We start from the raw sequence: 22,047 nt of genomic DNA on the forward strand, positions 1-22,047 counted from the left end.
AGCCTCACCGTGTCATTACTATTCACGGTCCGTTGCACGTGGGCTGGGATGGCTCGGATATCAAGCCTAACTAGACCCAAATGATCACGAATAGGGCGTAATCCGATACGGCCTTCGTAGGTTCTCCTATATTTCGATAATTCTAGAATCTTGCAAATAAGCGGAGAGCGGCCTAGGCTTGCCGTATGAACTTGGAACTTGCAGCAAAACGGCTCGCTGAACTCGGACACAGTACCCGCCTGGGTATCTTTCGTCACCTCGTGCGCTGCGGACCAAACGGATGCCCGGTCGGCGATGTGCAGCAGATTCTCGATATTCCGGCATCGACGCTTTCACACCATATCGGACGATTGGTTAGTGTCGGCCTGGTCGAACAACGACGCGATGGACGCGTCCTGTACTGCCTGCCGATGTTTGAGGCATTCGACGAGACTATCGAATTTCTCGCCGCGGAATGTTGTCAAGGTAGCTATGAAATCGATGAAACCTGTGCACCGAGTTCGAAAACGCAACAGCGGGGTAGGGGTAGGGCACGTTGACCTCACAACCTTTGTTTGATCGTCTTATCGATACCGGATTGTTCGCACTGCAGTTGTTCGCTGAGCTTGCTCTGCTGTTTGTGCTTATCAGTTTTCTTGTCGGTGCATTGCAGGAATGGCTTCCGGCCGACAAGGTCCGCCACTATCTTTCTGCGCGGCATGGTCACGGCTACCTGATCGGCGCCTTGATCGGCGCGGCCACACCGTTCTGCAGTTGCTCCACGGTACCGTTGACGCTTGGCTTGCTCAAGTCGGGTGCAGGATTCGGCCCGACGATGACACTGTTATTTGCCTCGCCACTGGTCAATCCCATCATCATTGCGCTGTTCTGGATCACTTTCGGGATTGAACTGACGATCCTGTATACGGCCATGGGCCTGGGCATGGCGATTGGCGTTTCGTGGCTGATGGACCGGTCGGGCTTCGAGCGCTATCTGAAGAACGACGTGATTGGTCGGAAGGTGCAAACGGCCAGTGTATCGCTGAGTAGCCTGCAGCAACCCGCTGCCAATACGCAGTGTTGCAGTACGGCGCAGAACCCACCGCTCACGGTGCGCTTGGATGCTTCGGGTATCGGCGTTGGTCAGCCCAGTGTTGCGTTGCCGGAAACCTTCGCACCTCGCGCCCGCCGCTTGCTGATGGAAGCGGTGAATCAGTTTCGCAGCTTTCTGCCGCACGTGGTGATCGGGGTATTGATCGGCTCCTTCGCCCACGGCTTCGTGCCCGACGAATGGTTGATTCAATATGCCGGCGAAGGTAGCTTCTGGGCAATCCCGCTCGCCGCGATCGTCGGCGTGCCACTGTATGTACGTGGATCGACGATGATCCCAATCGCGATGACATTGACAGCGAAGGGTATGGGTATCGGGGCAGTCATTGCGCTGGTCATCGGCGGTGCCGGTGCGTCGCTGCCTGAAATGGTAATGCTGAAAAGAATGTTCCGTTGGCCGATTCTTCTGGCCTTCCTGTTCTCAGTGTTCAGTATCGCGGTAACCACCGGGGTTTTGGCAGAGGCATTCTTCTAAGCCAGCTGCCGTGGATGGTTCCGATGGGGCGATATTCACCAAGAGGTCATTTTGTAAGCGGATCGAATTCAGATTCGGTTCCTACTCCCTCGTCGTAGTACTTGAGCTGGAATTCGCTGCGGTCGCTGTTTATTTCGTAAATGCGTATATCAGTTCATGTAAATTGAAGATGGGGAAATACTTATCTGAAAGCCCCAATCGACCGCACTTCTATTGATTGGTGTCAATCGAGCGTGGTCGCACCGATTGTGTTCCCAACAGGCGAACACCCGACAGTTTTCTAGGCTGGATGAGTCGGCATTCGGTAATTGCTCGGTAAGAAGCGGCAAGTGCGAGTATCTAGATTATGGACGATCGTTACGGATCGGAATGAACCAACCCATACATTTACATTCTCACCAGCGGTGCTTGGTTCCACAGGTCAGCAGGAAGCACCACATCTTCTATACTTAAGGCTTGCGTCGAGCGACAGCTAGGAGGTTGTGATGCGAATTCCGGTCTTCGAATTTGCAACAGCGCGAAATCCACAGACAATTTCGCCTCTGCTGGAGCGAGTATTCGCTATCAGGCTTGCACCAGATCTTCAGTCTGTGTCGCATTACCTGGCCAACATTCCGAGACTGAGCTTCGGACGGGTCCGCGTTGTGTTGCAGGAGCGGGCGGCGAGTTTCAATGACCGGGTCACACTTCGTAGCCTTCGCCGGGAATTTGCGGCATACATCGCTTTATACGACGAGTTCCATCGTGAGCGCCATCGTCAAAGCACGAAGCACATGGCGGAGGCGTTTGCCGAGTTGGCCACCGTTTCCATCAGCGACAATGAGCGTGTTCGGCTGTGGGACAATCTCGCCCACTCTCTTTGGGTCATGCCGGATGAAGATATCGTCGAGATCATCCGTACTATCCTTGTTGCCGATCATTTCCAGGAAGTTGCCGGCGCGATACTGCGTCTTGGCACACCAACCGAGACAGATGATATTTTGACAATCCGCCGCGCGCTTCGAGCGCGGGTTGTAATGCCGCTCGGTGTCGACAACCGAGTCGAGGGAGGCGAACCGGAGCGGCTCACTGCCATTCAGGCGCGGCTTTTGCGTGCAGCCCATAACGGGATCATCGACCGGGCAAGACTGTCGACGCTGACCGCATTTAAAGCGCGACTCTCAGCGGCACTCGTGGCGACCCGACCAGTAACTGCAATGGCGCCTGTGCGCGGACTTGCTGGCCCGACGGGGCTGAGTGGGGCGCCCGCTCCGCGGCCCAGGTTTTCGATCAATGCGCTGCCGCTTGCCAGGCCTCTCGATTTGCCCTTATCAATCGCAGAATCTACGGCGCCGGAAGCAGATGCGGATTCCGCCCTGCTTGTACTTGAAGATGAGGTTGATTCGCTCGAGGCGGATCTGGGCGATCGAGATGACGATGTAACCGAAGATGAGCAAACCTTCTTCTTCCACGGCGCAGAGATCGTGGTCAAGGAGCGGGTTCCCGCCGGGGCATTCGTGGTTTCCGCCGAGGAGGTCGAAGGAGGTTTTCATCTTCGCCTGACTTACTTCCATGACAATAGCGCCCCTGAAATGGGTCGAATCACTGGTCGGATCGGGACAGCTACGGGAGCCGCGACCATTAGCGCCGATCCAATTGCGTCCGGTCGCGAGGGCTACCAGCATTACCGTCTGACGACCCAGCCTCTGCGTGGTTCGCGTTTTGAGGTGATGTTCAATGCGACCGATGTTTCGGCCAACGAGACGGCAGAAATCAGCGGGCTTGTGATCCGCGACGTCGGGGATCATGCGGCCGTGGTGCCCTGGTCGGGACCTCGGGATATCGTCGCCAACCCACCGCCGCTGTTTGGCGTGAATAAGGTTGGCGTCATTGACTTTCATCGTGTTGAGCAAGAACTTTATTGCTTCGAGGCATCGGAGCCGAGTCATATCGAAAACCTGATGGCCCGAGAGCACAAAGAGCGCGTGACGCGTAGCTTTACTCTCAACGAGGTGGAAACCGAGCGCACCCGTGAGGCCGGCTTTGAGCAACAGAACGACACACATAGGGCCGATCGGCACGAACAGCAAAGCACAGTGGCGGAGGTATTGCAGGAAGAGGCCTCACGCAACATCAACGTCAATGCAGGGGTGAGCGGGGGCTTCGGCAACTCCGTGCAAGTCTTCGCGAATACGGCCGTTACCTTTGCCAACTCGACCTCTCGCGAGCAAAGTCGCTCGGATGCACTGACCTTCGCCCGCGAGATTACGAGTCGGGTTGCGCAGAAGATTACGTCGAAAACGACCGAGCGTCGCCGGGCGCTGGTGCGCCATGAATTCGAGGATGTATCGCGCCACGGCTTTGACAATCGAGCGGGTGACGAGCCTGTCGTCAGCATCTTTCGCTTTCTCGACAAGATATACCGCAACCATCTGGTGAGTTTCGGGAGGCGTTGCGTCGTGGAATGGATGATTCCAGACCCATCACGGAACTATATCCGCGCACAAGAACTCGCCGTGCCCGAAGATGACTTCAACCGTCGGCCGCCGAAGAAGCCGCGACGCCTGGGGTTGAACAAACCGTCGGATGTGACGCCTAGTAACTATCGCCGCTTTGCGAAGGCCTATGGTATCGACGATCTGCCCGCGCCACCGCCATTCATCATGTTCATTTCTCGCTCATTCGCTGAGAACGATCCACCATCCGCTCCACCGGAGGAAGGAGGGGAGGCTTTTGATCCCGGGCCTCAGGCAGTCTCATATGAAATCGAGATTCCTGACGATTATCTCGCCACCCACTATTCGGTGACCCATGAATCACATTCTCCACAAGGCAGCAGCGGTGCTGGCACAGAGGGAATGCAGAAGTTCGACGTCCCGCTTTCGTTCTCAGTCCCATATCAGGCGCTTGATGAGTTTCCCATGATCGCCACCGTCACAATCCGGCTTGTGATCCGCAAGGTCGTACAGCGGGACTGGCAGTACCAGGTGTTTAGCAGAATCATGGAGGCCTATCGCGAAAAAAAGGCCGAGTACGACGCCGCCCGCGAAGCCTATGAGGATGAGAGTCGCCGTGCTGATCTCAACCCTCGTTTTAAGAAAGACATCATTCAGCGCGAATTGCGCCGCGTCGCGCTCTATATGATCCAAAAGCCCCATGGGACCGACGTTACCCACGACCATTACCTGCCGGGAAAGAAGGGCGAGTTACACACACTCAACTTGACCCCTGCGCTGGATCGCCACGCTGCCGCCGTTCGGTTTTTTGAGCAGGCCTTTGAATGGGATCTCATGGCCTATCTACTTTATCCCTACTTTTACGCCGACGAGAAAACATGGTCGGTCAGGCTCGCCATGGAGGAAACACGCGACCGCGATTTTGCCGCATTTCTTACCTCGGGCATGGCACGGCTTGTGGTGCCGATTCGCTTAGGTTTTGAGGATGCGGTCACCCATTACCTGCAGACCGGCGAACTGTGGTTCGGCCGCGGTGTTGTGATGGATGTGGAGAACGATCTCTATCTTTCGATTGCAGAGGAGATGGCGAGTGGTACGGAGGAGACGGAAGTCCTTGAAACCTGGTTGACCACGATTCCGACCGACCTCAATATCTTGCAGGAGAATGCGGGGGCAATGGTAGGCGATGGGCTGCCCTGTCTCGACGAGGAGCAGAATCCCATCGGCACCGGATCGAGTACGCTCGCGCCGGTACTTTCTACTCCGACGGACGACGGCTGAGGCGAACCGCCATGGCGGATCGTGCGGTCGTTCGCGCCATCGATCGGGTTATCGACGCATCGCCGCGCACGGGTGACGGCTTCGCCTTTTTGCATCCCGAACCCGATTTCACCAACGATGTTGGCCGTATCCAGCTCACGCGGTTCTACAACGGCAACGATATCCCAGTGACCCATGTGGTGGATGACGATGGGGCAGTGCGCAATGAATATCATCTGTATTTCAGTACCAGTGCGCTGACGCTTGTCGAACTGGCGCGGAGTCTCGATCCGGGCGACGAAGGGGTGGACGGTATCTGGTACTTGGAAGTGGGTAAGGACCGTTTCTCTCGGTCCTTTTTCTACTCTGAAACGCGCGACAAATCCCCTAGCTACGAAATGCTGCGCGACATGCTGTATCTCGCGCCGACCTTTGGCGAGTTGCATGGCGGGGAAACCGTCACGCTGGCCTCCTTCGCCGGGTCGAATCAGGCGCCCGCATCCGATGATTTTGACTTTGTAGCAGAGATCGTTTCCTTGCTTGAAAAGCTCGGCACAGCCATCAGCGAATGGACCGAGAAGCTCGGTTTGGCGCTGAAGGTCAACCCCGAGCTCTGGGATCCAAAAAGGCGCTCGGACAATGTGCGTGAGGTGATCGAGGATACCGCCAGTCTGCTGCGAAGCGTTGCAGGCGCATTCAAGCGCGGCATCGCGGTGATGGTTGATCTCGCGCTCGATAGTTTCGAGGCTACGGTTGCGGCACTCGAGAAACTGTTCGACTCCGGGGCGGCAGCAGTTCTCGATTTCCTCAGCGAACAACTTGGGAGCCTCGCCGACCCAGCGGTAGCGGCAGAGCAACTGGCTCAGCAAGTGCTCTCAATCATTCGGCTTGTTCGCGATAAGATCACGGCGCTGCGCAAATTCGGCAATAACGTCACCGACTGGTTCGATCAGACATTCGGCAGTCTCAAAGAGAGCGTTGATGTGATCATCGGCTACTTTGCAGGTGTGTGGAACGGTTTGGTAGACGCGATCCTCGGCATCTTCGATACCGTGAACATGGTGGTCTCCATCATCCTCGGGCTGTTTAAGTTCGGTGCCGTCGCGGCGGAGGCGTGGGACCTTACACTTGAGATCATCGACGAAGTCCTGGCAGGGCTGGAATCAACAGCCTGGACAGATATCTGGACCGAATTTTCCGAGTCTATCTATCCTGAGATCCGCGATACGTTGCTGGAGCAGGGCCGGGAACTTGCGGATGCTATCGACAAGGCGTTCACCAGTAACAACGCCGCGGTTGGCTATTACTTCGGTTATCTGGTCTATATGATCGTGGAGAACTTTTTCCCCCCGATTAAGCTGACCAAGGTCGCACGCGTAGCGAATCGAAGTGCGGAAGCAACTTCGGCGTTCTTAAAGCGGTTGGGACAGTTTAGCCAGGGCACCTTTCCCAAGGTAGTCGATGCGTAGGAGAACACGTAAAGTTTCGCTTGAAGACGGTCTCATCAAGCGCGACAAGTCGCCCAAGCGGCGGCGCACGCCTGCGACGAGGTCGGAACTACTCGACTTCATAAAGCTATTGCGTCGCTTTCTCGCCCGATCAGCGAATCGCACGGTGAAGCGGCAGAAACAGGAGCTTCAACGGCTCGCCGCCAACTACCGTGATTTCATTGGCGAGGCCTTTCACTACGGCAGATTGCTCCGCGCGCGGGCCCGGGTAGGAAAATTTCCGACGTTCTCACGCAGACGGTTGCCTGACGAGGCGAGCGAATTGCTCGGTGAATCAGCATCGAAGCAGCCCTGGCGCCAGTTCTACGACGATGATGCTTTCATCGCTACACGTGGGACCGGGGGTATAAAGGAGGCAAGGGCCCTGTTGATGCCTGACCGCAGTGTACAGGTGGAACTCGGTGGCGATGTACTTCCGTCAATCTCCGCGATCCGCTCGACACAGCGCTATCCCGATCTGAGTCATACCGGGCAGGATTTCTCGACCAAACTGGAGCCGGCAAAGACAAGGAGCTATGGCGGGGTTCCGCTTCGCGACGAAACAGGGAACGCCTATCAGCGAGCACATCTCTGGGGGCATGGATTCGGCGATGAAGCTCGCGCTGGGTTGATGTATGCACCGGCGGAAGTAAACCAGCTTCTACAGTCGCGCGGGGTAGAGCGCTTTCTCCGTGAACAAGCCAATCTAGCGGCGGAAAATGGCGGCAATGTGCGTCTGGTCGCGAAGGCACGCAGTCACCCCCCAGCAAAGCGACCCTCTCGTCTCAATCGCAAGAAGGGGGAATTCGTGTTGTCTGAACTCGTTTACGAAATCGACATCACTCGACCCGATGGCTCGAAATTCGGTGCCAGAGTGGAACTGACTGTGCCGAAACCGCCGGGAACGCCGGTCGGCATCAGTATCTTCCCACCAGATGCAATTGCGGCGGGGCCGTAGACCGTAGATGCCGATCCTTGCTTAGGTTGCCAACGTTCACTACGCAAAAACAAGGGCTTACGCTACGAATATTTAGGCTATTCCACGCTAAGATCGGCGACCATGTCATGTATCGCAACCTAATTTTTGCAATATCCACCGAGCCGTAGAAAATCTAGTAGAAACAGGTCAATAGTGATTGACTGTCGAAGTTCCAGATGCCCAGTTCAGCGATCTTAGTGACTCTTGGTCAAGCGATCTTTCCTCTTGCTTTGCGGGTTACTTTCTTCCTGTTGGCAAAGCATCAGAATTGCAGAATGTACGCAAGTGATTAGGTTGAGGCGACGTTGATATTGACCTTGTAAGAGCATGAATTAGCGCTCAAAATCAGGCGAAGCACGGAAGAACAAATGACGCCTGAACAACAAGCGCGCAAGAAAATCGATGAACTGCTCACGAAAGCTGGCTGGCTTCTCCAGAACGTGGCCGATGCCAACATATCTGGGGGGCAGGGTGTCGCGATTCGAGAGTTTCCTCTACCCGGCCATGGCTTCGCCGACTACCTACTATATGTTGGCGGCCGTGCGGCTGGGGTGATCGAGGCCAAAAAAGAGGGCGCGACCCTCAGCGGTGTCGAGCTCCAATCCGAGAAGTACACGCAGGGTCTACCTTCCGGGTTGCCAGCCTGGCGGCGCCCGCTGCCGTTTTCGTATCAGTCGACAGGCACCGAAACTCGCTTCACCAACGGCTTGGATCCCGAGCCACGAGCGCGCCCCTTGTTTGCATTCCACAAACCCGAGCTGCTGCAGCAATGGTTGGATGACGCAGGGCTGAGCGAGGCAGGGGTAGGTGAACAACCACCGCCAACTTACGGGCTGGGTGGCGAGACCTTCCTCAGCCGTCTGCAACAGATGCCACCGCTGATCGAAGAAGGCCTCTGGCCCGCGCAGGTCAAGGCCATCACCAACCTGGAAAAGTCGCTGCGCGAGAATCGGCCGCGCGCGCTGATCCAGATGGCCACCGGCTCCGGTAAGACCTTCACCTCTATCAGCTTCATCTACCGGTTGATCAAGTTCGCCGGTGCCCGCCGGGTGCTGTTCCTGGTGGACCGCGGCAACCTGGGCGACCAGACCCTGAAGGAATTCCAGCAGTACGTCTCGCCCTACAACAACTTCAAGTTCAGCGAGGAGTACATCGTCCAGCGCCTGGGCAGCAACACGCTCGACACCACGGCGCGGGTCTGCATCTGCACCATCCAGCGCATGTACTCCATGCTGCGTGGAAAAGAGCTGCCGCCGGAAGACGAAGAAACCTCCGTGCAGGGCCTGGAAAGCCTATTCAAGGAACAGCCACCCATCGAGTACAACCCGAATATCCCCATAGAGACCTTCGACCTCATTGTCACCGACGAATGTCACCGCTCCATCTACAACCTCTGGGCGCAGGTGCTCGAATACTTCGACGCCTACCTGATCGGCCTGACCGCCACTCCCAACAAGCAGACCTTCGGCTTTTTCAATCAGAACCTGGTGATGGAGTACTCGCACGAACACGCCGTGGCCGATGGCGTCAACGTCAACTACGACGTCTACCGCATCAAGACCCAGATCACCGAGGGCGGTTCCAAGGTCGAGGCGGGCTACTACGTCGAACAGCAAGACCGCGAAACTCGCGAAAAGCGCTGGCAGGAACTGGATGAAGACCTCGAATACCAGGCCAAACAACTCGACCGCGACGTGGTCACCCCGGACCAGATCCGTACCGTGGCCCGCACCTTCCGCGACAAGCTGTTCACCGAGATCTTCCCCGGACGCACCGAGGTGCCCAAGACGCTCTTTTTTGCCAAGGACGACAACCACGCCGAGAACATCGTCGAGATCCTGCGCGAGGAATTCGGCAAGGGTAACGACTTCGCGCAGAAGATCACCTACCGCACCACCGGCGCCACGCCGCAACAGCTGATCAAGGCTTTCCGCAACAGCTACTTCCCGCGCATCGCCGTCACCGTGGACATGATCGCCACCGGCACCGATATCAAGCCGGTGGAGATCGTGGTCTTCATGCGCACCGTAAAATCGCGTTCGTTCTTTGAGCAGATGAAGGGTCGCGGGGTCAGGGTCATCAACCCGAATGATCTTGAAACTGTCACGCCAGATGCAGAAAGAAAGGACCACTTCGTCATCGTCGATGCCGTCGGCGTCTGTGAGCAGGACAAGACCGACTCCAAGCCCATGGAGAAGAAGCCGGCGGTCTCCTTCGAAAAGCTGCTGCAGGCCGTCAGCTTCGGCAACACCGAAGAGGCCGTGCTCACCTCCATCGCCGGCCGCCTGGCGCGCATGGAACACCGCCTGAGCGCAGACGACGACAACAAAATCCGCCAGCTGGCCCAGGGACTGGGCGTTAAGGACCTCAGCCGCCAGCTGGTCGAGGCCGTCAACCCTGACCGCCACCTGGCACAGGCCAGGGCCGACCTCGGTATCCCGCCGGACAGTGACCAGCCCGTCAGCGAGCAGGCCCTGCAGGCCGCCAGGGCCAAGATCATCCAGCAGGCCGTCAAACCCTTGCACGACCCCAAGCTGCGCGAGCTGCTGGTCGAGGTGAAGAAGAAAAACGAGATCACCATCGACCACGTCAGCCAGGACGAGGTCATCGAGGCCGGCTTCAGCGCCGATGCCACCGAGCGCGCCAGGGGCGTCGTCCAGTCCTTCGAGCAGTTCATCGAAGACCACAAGGACGAGATCACCGCCCTGCAGATCCTGTACAGCAAGCCCTACAAGGCCCGTCTGAGCTTCGACGACATCAAGGCACTGGCCGACCTAATCCAGGCCCCGCCCAACCTGTGGACCGAGTCCCAGCTATGGCAGGCCTATGCCGCGCTGGAAAAGACCAAGGTCAAGGGCGCCGGCGGCCGGCGCATCCTCACCGACTTGGTGTCGCTGGTGCGCTTCGCCATCCATCAGGACAACGAGCTGATCCCGTTCCCGGAACGGGTGCAGGCCAACTTCAATGCCTGGCTGGCGAGTCAGGCGCAGAGTGGCAAGCTGTTCAGTGATGAGCAGCGGCACTGGCTGGAGATGATTCGAGACCACATTGCGGCGAACCTGGGTATCGAGACGGATGACTTCGAGTACGCACCGTTCTCACAGGAGGGTGGTCTGGGCAAGGTGTGTCAGTTGTTCGGTGACGAGCTGAGCGGAATCATCGAACAACTGAACGAGCATTTGGCAGCATGATGTCCGCCCAAGCCGATTTAAGCAGTGACGCTGAGCAAGGGAACACCGGTCTCCCAAAAGGATGGGAGTGGAAAAGGCTTGGTGATGTCAGCAGGACCACCAGTGGCGGCACGCCAAGTAGAAAGGTCGCGGAATACTTCGATGGTGACATCCCTTGGGTGAAATCCGGTGAATTGCCAGATGGCAATGTCACCGAGATTGCAGAATACATAACCGAAGAAGCGGTTAAGAATTCGAGCGCAAAACTGTTCCCTGCCGGTACGTTGCTGATTGCACTATACGGAGCGACCGTAGGGAAGCTGGGCGTCCTCACCCAGGACGCGACGACAAATCAGGCTGTGTGCGCGATCTTCCCGCATGAAGGCCTCGATCCAATGTACCTATTCTGGTACTTGCGGTTTGCGAGATCAGAACTGATCGGGCAAGCGGTCGGTGGTGCCCAGCCTAATATCAGCCAAGGCATTCTCCGAGATCTTCAAGTTCCCTTAGCTCCCTTTGAGCAACAGGGACACATCGTCGCGGAAATCGAAAAGCAGTTCTCCCGCCTCGACGAAGCCGTCGCCAACCTCAAGCGCGTCAAGGCCAACCTCAAACGCTACAAAGCCGCCGTCCTCAAAGCCGCCGTCGAAGGCAAGCTCACCGAAGAATGGCGCAAGGCCCATCCAGACGTCGAACCCGCCAGCAAGCTCCTCGACCGCATCCTCGCCGAACGCCGCACCAAGTGGGAAGAAGCCGAACTGGCGAAGATGGAAGCCAAAGGCAAAGCGCCAAAGAACGACAAGTGGAAGGCGAAGTACAAAGAGCCTGGCAAACCGGTCGAGGCGAACCCTGGCTGGCTGCCGCACGGCTGGATGTGGACTAGCGTAGAGCAACTCAACCCAGCCGAACGACCATGCGCTTATGGTGTATTGCAGCCCGGTCCAGACGTTAGCGACGGCATCCCATTGATTCGGGTAGGCGATATCCAGGGGGGATCAGTACTACTGGACGAGATCAAGAAGATAAGCCCCGAAATCGCCGGTAAGTATCCAAGGACCACACTTAAGGGTGGCGAAGTTCTCATCAGCCTGGTCGGGGCCATAGGACGTACCGCTGTCGTTCCTAATTCTCTTGCTGGTGCCAATACGGCACGTGCCGTTGGAGTGATGCCGCTTACTAGGCATGTCTTGTCTGACTGGGTAGAGCTGTGGTTCAGGAATCCAGCGAAGGTCACCGAGATGACAGGCAAAGCACATGAGGTTGCTAGAAAGACTCTCAATCTCGAGGACGTTCGCTCTGCAGGGGTTGCTCTTCCGCCTGGCTCAGAGCAGGAACAGATCGCTGCCATAGTCGCAGGCTTACTCTCAGTCGTTTCGACCGTAGAGGCTGAGGTGCATAGAAATATGCAGAGATCAACCTTTCTTCGCCAGTCAGTCTTGGCCAAAGCATTTGCTGGCGGCCTCGATGGTGAGATACGGGAAAACAATATCGCCACCACAGTTAAGGGGTTGGCTCATGGGGACTAACTATCGACGTGGGTCAGAATGGAGAAAATGGGATCTGCACATTCATAGTCCCGCATCTTTCAACTGGTCAGCACCACAGAAACTTCACCACTTGGATGCGGAGCAGAAGGAAACTGTCTTGGGCGCGATGGTTGACGCTTTAAATGAGGCAGACGCCTCGGTGTTCTCGATCATGGACTATTGGACATTCGATGGTGTCCTGGCTTTACGTGACTTCAGTCGGAACAAACCTGGCCAACTGAAAAAGACGGTATTTCCTGGAATAGAACTGAGGGTCCAGGCGCCCACAACAGAACGGCTGGATATCCACGTCATTTTTTCCGAAGAAATCGCAGACCAGCGGCTGCGAGATTTTCTAACGAACCTTAGGGTTCAGCTTATTGGTGGGGGAGAGCGTCCACTTTCTCGTGACTGCCTGATCGAATATGCCAGATCTTTGCGGCCCGATCAGCTTGCACTGCACGGCTTCGACTCTGATCGAATCGCGGGCGACGATGAGTATGCGTGGGAGGCTGGCAGTCAGACCTGCGAAGTGACTTTGGAATCATTTCGCAAGGCTATGAGTGAAACACCTGATGGTATGGCAGTCGTATATCAGCCATGGGACACCTACCATGGTCTAATCGATTTAAAATGGCAAAGGCATTACACCGCTGCGTATCGCCTATTTTCTCAGCCAGACATTTTTGAGTGCAAAGGGCCTGGGTATCGCGCTGCCTTTCAGGGCATCAAGAACTCCGATAACGAAGCATATTTCGATGGATTTTGGGAGGCGCTCGAGGATCGCCCAAGGCTCGCCGTGCGGGGTAGCGATGCCCACAAGTTTGAAAAGTATGGAAAATTCCAATCCAACCTGACCACATGGATAAAGGCCGCCCCTACATTCAAGGGGTTGCTGCAGGCAATTAGAGAGCCCTCTCAACGTTCGTGGCTTGGCGAAGAGCCGCCAAAGCTCATTAAGAAACGTACGAAACCTACGGTATTCATCGATCGCGTTAGCCTACGGAAAACACCTGGAGGCGGGCTTTCGCAAGAAGACTGGTTTGACAACCAGGATCTCCCTCTGAATTCTGACCTTGTTGCAATAATCGGCAGCAAAGGCAGTGGAAAAAGCGCACTGGCAGACATTATCGGCCTGCTTGGCGACACATCGAATACTGAAGCATTTTCATTTTTAAACACAAAGCGATTTCGGGAGCGAAAGAATAATAGGAGCCTCCACTTTGAAGGCGAGCTGACTTGGGCAGATGGCGAATCCAATACTAGGAAGCTGAGTGAAGACCCAGAGGCGACAGCTGTGGAGCGGGTCCGCTACATACCACAGGAATATTTCGAGAAGGTATGTGCGGGCCAATCTGAGGTCGATATTGCGGAATTTACGCGTCAGATTGAACGCGTAATTTTTTCCTATGTGCCGAGGGAATTGCGTGGGGAATCATCAAATCTCAAGGATCTTCTTCGGCAGCAGGAGGAAGAAGCTCATCGTAATCTTGAACGTTTGCGTACTGAAGTACGGAGGCTGAATGACACTATTTGTGATATTCGTAGGCGGTCTACCAGCAACGTCCGGGCCGAACTTCAAGGGCAACTGAATCTACGGAAAAAGCAACTCGAAGACCTTGAGAATGCGCAGCCTGCACTACCGGAGGCTGCTCCAAGTGAATCAGAGGCTGGCGACCCTAGTCTGGTTAGGCTGCAAGACCTAGAAAAACAGAAGTCAGCGGTTAGTGAACAAATCGCTGCGACTAGAACGAAACTCGCAGATCTACAACGCAAGGCCCAGGCCGCAACAAGGATCGCTGCTGGCGTCAAGAATCTCGAAGAATCTGTCAGCGAGGTGGTTAACCACATGCGGCCGGACGCTGAGCTGCTTGAGATCGATTTATCGAGTTTCATCAAGCTAGAAGTTAGTGTCGACGCCTTAGGCGCAAAACAAACTGCCATATCCGAGGCCATCCGAGATGAGAACGATCGCCTCGAGGGCCCAGGTGACGAGTCCCTTGCTTTCAAACTAGACAAGATACATGAGCAGATAAGAGCGGTTAAGACAACGCTAGATGCCAAGCAGTTGGAGCGGCAAGCTGCCATGGATCGTCATAGGCAATGGCAGGAGCAAGTGGCAGCACTTACTGGACCGAAGGATCTGTCAACAAGCATCAATCACATTCAGGCTCAGGTAGATTGGATTGATCACGCGCCGAGCAAAATTGTCGAGCTCGAAGTCGAGCGACTCCGGAAAGCGACGGAGATAGCGGATCAACTTCAAGGCGTCAGGGAGTCCAGGGAGGCACTGGTAGATACGATCGAAGGCACGATAGCGGAGGTTATTCCTGATAGAAACGACTTCTCATTGGGGTTTGTAAATGAGCTTTTCGTTCAGGATTTGGAAGAGCGATTTTTTGAGCACATAAAGCAGGTTTCGGGATCATTCCGTGGTGAAGATGAGGGTCGGAGATATTTTAGAGAGCTGGTAGACGAAATTTCGCTTTCAAACGTTGAAGGAATTATCGCTGTTCCACAACGTCTTGAGGATGCTGTCACGCGGGATGTTCGTGACGGTCGAGATGAAGAAATAGAGCTGGAGTCGCAACTCCGGAAAGGGAAGACGCCGGAAGAGCTTCTGAACCTGCTTTACTGTCTCGAATATGTGCAGCCGCGTTTTTCACTAGCTTTAGCAGGCCAGCCACTAACTCAATTGTCACCTGGGCAAAGGGGCGCCCTTCTTCTTGTGTTCTACCTTCTCGTAGAGGACAGTGACATACCCATCGTTCTCGATCAGCCAGAAGAAAATTTGGACAACGAAACAGTCTATTCGCTATTGGTCAACGTGATTAAGAAGGCGAAAGAAAGGCGGCAAATTATCATGGTGACGCACAATGCGAACTTGGCCGTTTGTTGTGATGCTGAGCAAGTGATCCATGCCTCACTTGATAAAGCGAATAAGAACAAGGTTACGTATTCGTGCGGGCCAATTGAAGAGCCAGAGATAAATCAGCTTGTTGTTGATGTGCTCGAAGGGACCCGGCCTGCATTCGACAACCGTAAGCAAAAGTATGAAGTATCAGCGCATTGAGTGTGTGAAGAATGAGTCCGGCAGATATAACGAACAAGCTCTGGAATTACTGTAGCGTCCTCCGCGACGACGGCATGAGCTACGGCGACTACGTTGAACAGCTCACCTACCTGCTGTTCCTCAAGATGGCCGACGAGCGCACCCAGGCGCCGTACCACCAGCCCAGCATCGTGCCGCAGCAGTACAGCTGGTCCAGCCTCATCAAGAAGGATGGCGATGAGCTGTTCGACCACTACCGCCATGCCCTCGATGCGCTGGGCAAGGAAAAGGGCCTGCTCGGCCTGATCTTCAACAAGGCCCAGAACAAGTTCCAGGATCCGGCCAAGCTGCGCCGCCTGCTGGTGGACCTGATCGACAAGGAAAACTGGTCGGTGATGAGCGCCGACGTGAAGGGCGATGCCTACGAGGGACTGCTGGAGAAGAACGCCCAGGACACCAAGTCCGGCGCCGGCCAGTACTTCACCCCGCGTGCGCTGATCCAGGCCATGGTCGATGTCATGGCCCCGGAGCCCGGCGAGACCATCGCCGACCCGGCCTGCGGCACCGGCGGCTTCCTGCTCGCGGCGCACCAGTACCTGGTCGACAACTACCCGAACATGACCAAGCCGCAGAAGAAGGCGCTCAAGTCAGAGACCTTCAAGGGCTGGGAGCTGGTGCAGAGCACCGCGCGCCTGTGCGCCATGAACATGCTGCTGCACGGCATCGGCGACCAGGAATACGAGCCCATCGTGGTGAGCGACTCTCTGGCAGCCGATCCGGGCGACCGCTTCGACCTCATCCTGGCCAATCCGCCTTTCGGCAAGAAGAGCGGCACCACCATCGTTGGCGAAGGCGGCAAGGTCAGCAAGGAGCGCGACACCGTCGAGCGCGACGACTTCTGGGCCACCACCTCCAACAAGCAGCTCAACTTCGTCCAGCACATCAAGACGCTGTTGAAAGTGAACGGCCGCGCTGCCGTGGTGGTGCCGGACAACGTGCTGTTCGAAGGTGGGGCAGGTGAGACCATCCGCCGCAAGCTGCTGCACGAGTGCGACGTCCACACTCTGCTGCGCCTGCCCACCGGGCTGTTCTACGCCCAGGGCGTCAAGGCCAACGTGCTGTTCTTCGACAAGAAGCCGGCCAGCGAAACCCCGTGGACCCGCAAGCTGTGGATCTACGACCTGCGCACCAACATGCACTTCACGTTGAAGACCAATCCGCTCAAGCGCGACAACCTGGACGACTTTGTGAAGTGCTATGTACCGGAGGGCATCCATCTTCGTGCGCCGACATGGAGTGAAGAAGCACCCACTGGCCGCTGGCGCGCCTACGAATACGAAACACTGGTCAACCGTGACAAGGCCAGCCTGGATATCTTCTGGCTGAAAGATGAGTCGCTGGAAGAATCCGACAACCTGCCTGAGCCCGGCATCATCGCTGCTGAGATCGTCGAGGATCTTCAAGCTGCTTTAGAGCAGTTCCGAGAGATTGCCGCAGACCTGGGAGAAGAAGTAGAGGAGGCGATGGATGGCTGACAACCAGCCGTTTTCTATCCGTATCTTTGTAGGCGAGGGCGATCCGATACCTCCACAGCCATATTCAACGGAACGAAGATGATTACGTACCTGGTGCCCTGGATACTGGTCGTTTGTATGTTGGCTGCAATCAGTTCGGTTTACTGGCTTCTGGATCGCGCGGAAAGGCGCCTGCAATCTGGGAAGCGATCGCCATTTCCCAAAGAGTTTCTCCGTAGCCGGGGACACAGTCTCTACGAGAAGATCGAAGAGAAGCGGCTCGACTTCCTCGGCTGGTGGATGGGCGTGATGCTGATCCTCCCACTGCTGTACGCAGCGTTTATCAGCCAGGCCTATTTTGCCAACAAGCAGATCAGCCACGTCAACTGGTTGTTTTATGCCGTAATCGGTCTAATCGGGCTCATCTACTTGGGTCGTAAGACGATACCCTGCTTCAGGGAGATCCGTGTCCTGCGTCTGGGATATGAAGGTGAATTGGGTGTTGGCAAGGAACTCAATCAACTGATGCTGTACGGGTTTCGTGTCTACCACGACTTTCCGGCCGGCAAGTTCAACATCGACCATATCGTGATCGGCCCAACAGGGGTATTCGCCGTCGAAACAAAAGCCCGGAGCAAGCCCGACACCGGCAAGGGAAAAGCCGATGCAACTGTCGTTTGCGAAGGCAACCGGCTGGTGTTCCCGGGTTGGACCGAGAGCGAACCCCTGGAACAGGCCAAGCGCCAGGCGGCGTGGCTTTCTCATTGGTTGGCCAGTGCCGTTGGTGAACGGGTTGCTGTGAAAGCGGCGCTGGTGATTCCGGGTTGGTTGGTCGAGCGGAAGAAGATCGCTGACGTCCTGGCATTCAATGCACGTGAATCCCAAAAGGCGATTGTTGACTATTCAGGGGCACGCTTGAATGACTCGATGATTCAACGAATCGCGCATCAAGTCGAAGACAAATGCCGAGATGTCGCGCCCAGATCCAACGTTGCGGCCAAACAAGCCAAATCCAAATTCTTGCGAGGCTGAGCCCGCTGGGGCAGCGTCTCAGATCAGCCGACAAACCCAACGGTTCTCGGTAGAAAATAACAGTAATTTAGGATCTTCACTCCGAATGCAATTCTGAGCCGACGCATTTGGCCAAAGCGGCCATTTGCTACCGGGTCCGACGGCCACAAGGGGCTGCTCATCAGTCGTAAGCTGGAGAAGCCCGCCGAACGGCAGCTTTCAAGCCTACGACCAACAAGTATCGATATGAAACCATGTGCGCCAATAAGCCTGATGTTCACTTTGTCGCATATTCGACACTACTTATAGTTATGGAAACGTTCTCGCCGCAACCGATCGTGTTCTACAATTGCTTTGGCAGAATTTCTACTTAAGACGTCACGCCTTTTCTAAGTGACAAGGATATATATCTGAGACTGTCGATTTCGCTGGCGAATCAGTAGCCTAGCGTTCATCTTGAAAAGAATTGTTGATTCTGGAGTAGTTTGAACGAAGGAGCCTGTCCCGAGTTGTCTAACTTAGTACAAGGACGCCCGCTTATGAACAAGGAAATTTTTTTCAACCCAATTGCTGTACATTGTCCCCGTACCGATAGTTTGCTACTCACCGTGCTTGTTGCGGCCTTGCTGGCAGGCTGCCAGCCGCACGACCCAATGAATGATTGGGTCAAGGACAACTACGTTGAACGAAGCGGTTTTCCTCAATTGGCAGCGGAGCTGAAGGGAGTCGAGGAATCATCATTAGTTTCGTTCGACGATGACCATCTGGAGGTGCTGGCTATTTCAGGTGGGGGGCACCGGGCAGCGCACTACGCAATCGGCGCTCTTCTTGCCTTCGATAATATTTCATTGGGTTCGGTCGAATCCGGCGAAAGGTCAGAGAACACTCTACTCGATGAAATTGACTATATAAGCAGCGTGTCTGGCGGGTCCTATGGCGTCGCGGTATATATTGCGGCATACCTTGAGGCATCCTGTAAAGGTGAGCAAGTAAAGCCAGCGCTGGAACTGCTGAAACGGAACCGAGACCGCCTTGACGTCATGTCGTCACGGTGGCTGTTACATATTGCGAGCCGTTTTGGGGGTCTACCAGCGTTCGACGATGACGTTCGAAATATTGATGTATTGGAAGAGAAGTATCACTGGAGGCTCACCGAGGTCGATGCGTGCAAGGGATCTCCAATACTTACCAATCGGCATCATTTGACCGTTGCAGACATAACACGTCCGCACCGTAATGGACCGCCAGTTCATATTGTGAACGCCACGAATGCACATACCGGACGGGTCGTGTCATTTTACGATTTGCGACCCACATCCAATCTGACTAAGTCAGATACTTCTTATGGAGACCGCCTGGCGGATATTGACTGCTATCTATGGCGAGGCAAATGGCGCAAGACGACGTTCACAGGCGACATTCCTTATTCTCTCGCACTCGCTTCTTCAGCCGCATTTCCGCCATTGGTTTCTGACGGCATTTTTCAAGCGAAGATAGATGGCGTGACGCGTGAAGAGAAGGACTGCGGAAAGAATGGGGGCTTTGTCCGGTTAACTGATGGTGGCCAAGCGGATGACAACGGTGTAGATGCAGCTCTAGACATCGTTTCGCACTGGCTCGGTTCCACCACTGTGGATGGTCTCGGTAAACGTTCGGCGAGGAGGGCAATGCTGATATCTATGGATGCGCTCGTAGAGGTGTCGACTTCGACCGTGGAATCGCCGGTTGACGATAGCCTCGTCGAGGTTGCAATTATGCGTAATGCGGATTTGCCAAGATACTCAAAAAAGCGGCGCCTGAAAGAAGAGTTGAGGAGCATTGATCAGAAGCAACCTAACGAATGGGAACGGCCATCTGCAAGTCACGCGCTGTTTGGTGCATCAATTGGCTTCTCGCGCAATCCAAGTCACTTCCATTGTCTTGCGTTCGGAAGCAACAAAAACGAAGGCTGCGGCACGACAGCCGGCGGAGGTTCTGATGTCAGTACTTTCAAGAATGCTGGTGGGCTCTTGTTGGACGAGAGATTATCAACGATCGCAGAAGGCTATTATCAAGCCATGAGGCGAATCTATTTTGAAGAACCGAAACATGCTCCGACGATGCCTTATCGAAAAAATCACGATCTTTATGAGGAAGCACATCGTGTGGCATTCGACCTATTATGCAGTGGGATAACCGAGAAACATACTCATAACGAATGCATGAAGCATCTAGGGAGCCCTGATCATAAGCATTTGCAGGTGTGTTTTATGGCATCAGGAGGCACGATAGAGTCAAGGGATAGCGTTGCCTGTGCCACCAGATTTTCTGCGGGAACGCAGGCGGCAAGTTTAATCCGATTCAATAATGCACAGGAAGCTGGATTACTCTCCGACGTACGCGATGCTAAGAAATCAAGTGTTGGGAAGTTCGTCGATGCCTATGCCGCTGACTTGTCAAGAACACTCGACAAATACAGCGACAGACTTCAGAAATCGCTCCATGCGGCAGAGGCAAGGCAGAGCGCATTGTACGACTCAGTCGATTTAGCGCATGTTAACATTTTTGAATTCCTGCTCGATCGAAACAAAGTCAGTGAGAAAGATGCGAAAGATTATCGGCAGATTGTTGATGATGCAAAGAGTGACTTTAGTAACGAAAGAGTAACACTCGGTAATCTCAAGATTTTGAAGGATAAAATTGCAAACTTTGAGATGAAGGAAGACATCAAAGACCGCATTAAGTTTTCACGCAACGGGGATTGCTTTGTTCAGTTTGAGGGACGTTTTCTTGCGCCCGACTGGTCTGTCTTGTTGATTGAGAATGCAACGGCAGAGCAATGCAAAGAGACTGTTAGTGAGTTTTCGAATCGACTGCAGTGCGCTCAAGGCAAAGCGGGCGATGATTGCAGGCCGGACAGCCAATGTTGGGGCTGCGTTGTTGAGCGTAATGCAACTCAGTTTGAAAGCAAGGAAGGCAATCCGGAGTCGCTTCTCGAGAAGGCTGTTCAGCAGATCGAGGCGTCGGTACAGGAGAAAGACAAAGAAGGAAAACCCATCAAGGTTGACCATCATGCCGTTGAAGCACAGCGCCAACAAATGCTTGCCCAGGTTCAGAAGCTGGGGGCACTGTGTCAAGCGAACACTTCGGCGATCGAGAGTATAAATCTCCTCAGAGACTTATTCCGCGTCAATAAACCATTCAATGCTTCCTTGGAGGAAATTTTCGGTCGCGTTGAACGTCATCGAAGTTTGCAGATCGGGCCGCGCGGAGAATTGTGCAACCATCAAGAGTACTACGACGGGATACTGGAAGTAGGTAGCAGAAAAGTCGACGACAATGAACTATCACGCGTGTTTAAAGCGCTCGGTGGATTCAAGAGGGCGACTCGCAATCTATTTCTACCGAAAGACAGAATCGTCGCCGTCGATGCAGACGGTACTCGGCGAGCCGCAGTCGATTCGCGCACCGATTCTGGTGCATCGGTTCTGGAGCAAGCTAGGGTGATCTTACGCGAGGCTACGAGTTATGACGCGAACCGCAGAATAGGGATAAAGGAGGCGCTAACTGGCATGCTGAACTCCGAAGGCGAAGAAACCGAAAACGTAAGGTCTCTCGTGGAACTTCCGTTGTTCGATGCACCCGATATTGCACAATTACAGTCGTCATTTGCGACCGATGCGGAAACTGCTTTCTGTAAAGTCGCCGCAGGCAACAACGATTGCGATATTCTTGCAGGTTTGCAAGTAGCGGATCTCGTCGATGAGAAATTCGATGAGAAGACAAAAAACGCGCTGCATGCCGGCATCAGCGCTTATGCAGCAGCCATTTCGGAGCTAAACAACTCGCTCAGCACATTGCCGAGGAATATTTTTGTCGAGCAATCGAGAGGAGTGAAGAGATTCAGTTACCGTTTCGATTCAACTCCTATTGCACAATGTCTAAAGCGTTTAGATGGAAAGCTGAAAGGCTTCAATCCGAACAAACGAGAGTGGACTACTCTGAGTGACTATTTCCACTTCTCCATCCCAGACGTGGCGGCGTGCGAAGTGGCCGACCTGCGGATCTAG

11 protein-coding genes are annotated in these 22,047 nt (G+C 54.9%); all 11 read left to right on the top strand.

The genetic code is table 11. From position 1 onward, the window contains the following. The first annotated feature begins 185 nt into the window (after window positions 1–185). The 11 genes from B1781_RS11640 to B1781_RS11690 all read left to right on the top strand — a co-directional run bounded on the left by B1781_RS11640 (window position 186) and on the right by B1781_RS11690 (window position 22,047). Window positions 186–539: an ArsR/SmtB family transcription factor gene (locus tag B1781_RS11640; protein WP_078119830.1), complete on the top strand. Its 354-nt coding sequence runs from the start codon at window positions 186–188 to the stop codon at window positions 537–539. Further along, entirely contained in the window at window positions 536–1,564 is a 1,029-nt protein-coding gene (locus B1781_RS11645; protein ID WP_078119831.1) for a permease, read from the top strand. Before B1781_RS11640 ends, B1781_RS11645 begins: the two co-directional genes overlap by 4 nt. 485 nt (window positions 1,565–2,049) lie before the next feature. Continuing rightward, window positions 2,050–5,280, top strand: a complete 3,231-nt coding sequence (locus B1781_RS11650) for a hypothetical protein (RefSeq protein WP_125932044.1) — start codon at window positions 2,050–2,052, stop codon at window positions 5,278–5,280. 11 nt (window positions 5,281–5,291) lie between these two features. Further along, a complete protein-coding gene (locus B1781_RS11655) occupies window positions 5,292–6,728 on the top strand; it encodes a hypothetical protein (protein ID WP_078119833.1) in 1,437 nt (478 codons plus the stop codon). After that, complete coding sequence (locus B1781_RS11660; protein ID WP_078119834.1) at window positions 6,721–7,704, top strand: polymorphic toxin type 4 domain-containing protein; 984 nt, start codon at window positions 6,721–6,723, stop codon at window positions 7,702–7,704. The genes B1781_RS11655 and B1781_RS11660 overlap by 8 nt, the downstream gene beginning before the upstream one ends. Window positions 7,705–8,093: 389 nt before the next feature. Next, window positions 8,094–10,916, top strand: coding sequence for a type I restriction endonuclease subunit R (locus tag B1781_RS11665; protein WP_078119835.1), 2,823 nt, complete (start codon window positions 8,094–8,096; stop codon window positions 10,914–10,916). Next, window positions 10,913–12,421, top strand: a complete 1,509-nt coding sequence (locus B1781_RS11670) for a restriction endonuclease subunit S (protein ID WP_078119836.1) — start codon at window positions 10,913–10,915, stop codon at window positions 12,419–12,421. The genes B1781_RS11665 and B1781_RS11670 overlap by 4 nt, the downstream gene beginning before the upstream one ends. Continuing rightward, entirely contained in the window at window positions 12,411–15,494 is a 3,084-nt protein-coding gene (locus B1781_RS11675) for a TrlF family AAA-like ATPase (RefSeq protein ID WP_125932045.1), read from the top strand. Before B1781_RS11670 ends, B1781_RS11675 begins: the two co-directional genes overlap by 11 nt. 11 nt (window positions 15,495–15,505) lie before the next feature. Beyond that, window positions 15,506–17,008, top strand: a complete 1,503-nt coding sequence (locus tag B1781_RS11680; protein WP_078119838.1) for a type I restriction-modification system subunit M — start codon at window positions 15,506–15,508, stop codon at window positions 17,006–17,008. Between the two features lie 78 nt (window positions 17,009–17,086). Continuing rightward, on the top strand, window positions 17,087–18,019 hold the full coding sequence (locus B1781_RS11685; RefSeq protein WP_078119839.1) for a nuclease-related domain-containing protein: 933 nt from the start codon (window positions 17,087–17,089) through the stop codon (window positions 18,017–18,019). Window positions 18,020–18,537: 518 nt separating this feature from the next. Then, window positions 18,538–22,047, top strand: coding sequence for a patatin-like phospholipase family protein (locus B1781_RS11690; protein WP_078119840.1), 3,510 nt, complete (start codon window positions 18,538–18,540; stop codon window positions 22,045–22,047).

It is taken from the genome of Thiosocius teredinicola, assembly GCF_002009425.1.
GTDB lineage: Bacteria > Pseudomonadota > Gammaproteobacteria > Chromatiales > Chromatiaceae > Thiosocius > Thiosocius teredinicola.

Excerpts from the sequence above, each read along its gene's own strand:
- B1781_RS11640 (WP_078119830.1), top strand. The coding sequence starts at position 186 with ATGAACTTGGAACTTGCAGCAAAACGGCTCGCTGAACTCGGACACAGT.
- B1781_RS11650 (WP_125932044.1), top strand. The coding sequence starts at position 2,050 with ATGCGAATTCCGGTCTTCGAATTTGCAACAGCGCGAAATCCACAGACA.
- B1781_RS11655 (WP_078119833.1), top strand. The coding sequence starts at position 5,292 with ATGGCGGATCGTGCGGTCGTTCGCGCCATCGATCGGGTTATCGACGCA.
- B1781_RS11660 (WP_078119834.1), top strand. The coding sequence starts at position 6,721 with ATGCGTAGGAGAACACGTAAAGTTTCGCTTGAAGACGGTCTCATCAAG.
- B1781_RS11665 (WP_078119835.1), top strand. The coding sequence starts at position 8,094 with ATGACGCCTGAACAACAAGCGCGCAAGAAAATCGATGAACTGCTCACG.
- B1781_RS11670 (WP_078119836.1), top strand. The coding sequence starts at position 10,913 with ATGATGTCCGCCCAAGCCGATTTAAGCAGTGACGCTGAGCAAGGGAAC.
- B1781_RS11675 (WP_125932045.1), top strand. The coding sequence starts at position 12,411 with ATGGGGACTAACTATCGACGTGGGTCAGAATGGAGAAAATGGGATCTG.
- B1781_RS11680 (WP_078119838.1), top strand. The coding sequence starts at position 15,506 with ATGAGTCCGGCAGATATAACGAACAAGCTCTGGAATTACTGTAGCGTC.
- B1781_RS11685 (WP_078119839.1), top strand. The coding sequence starts at position 17,087 with ATGATTACGTACCTGGTGCCCTGGATACTGGTCGTTTGTATGTTGGCT.
- B1781_RS11690 (WP_078119840.1), top strand. The coding sequence starts at position 18,538 with ATGAACAAGGAAATTTTTTTCAACCCAATTGCTGTACATTGTCCCCGT.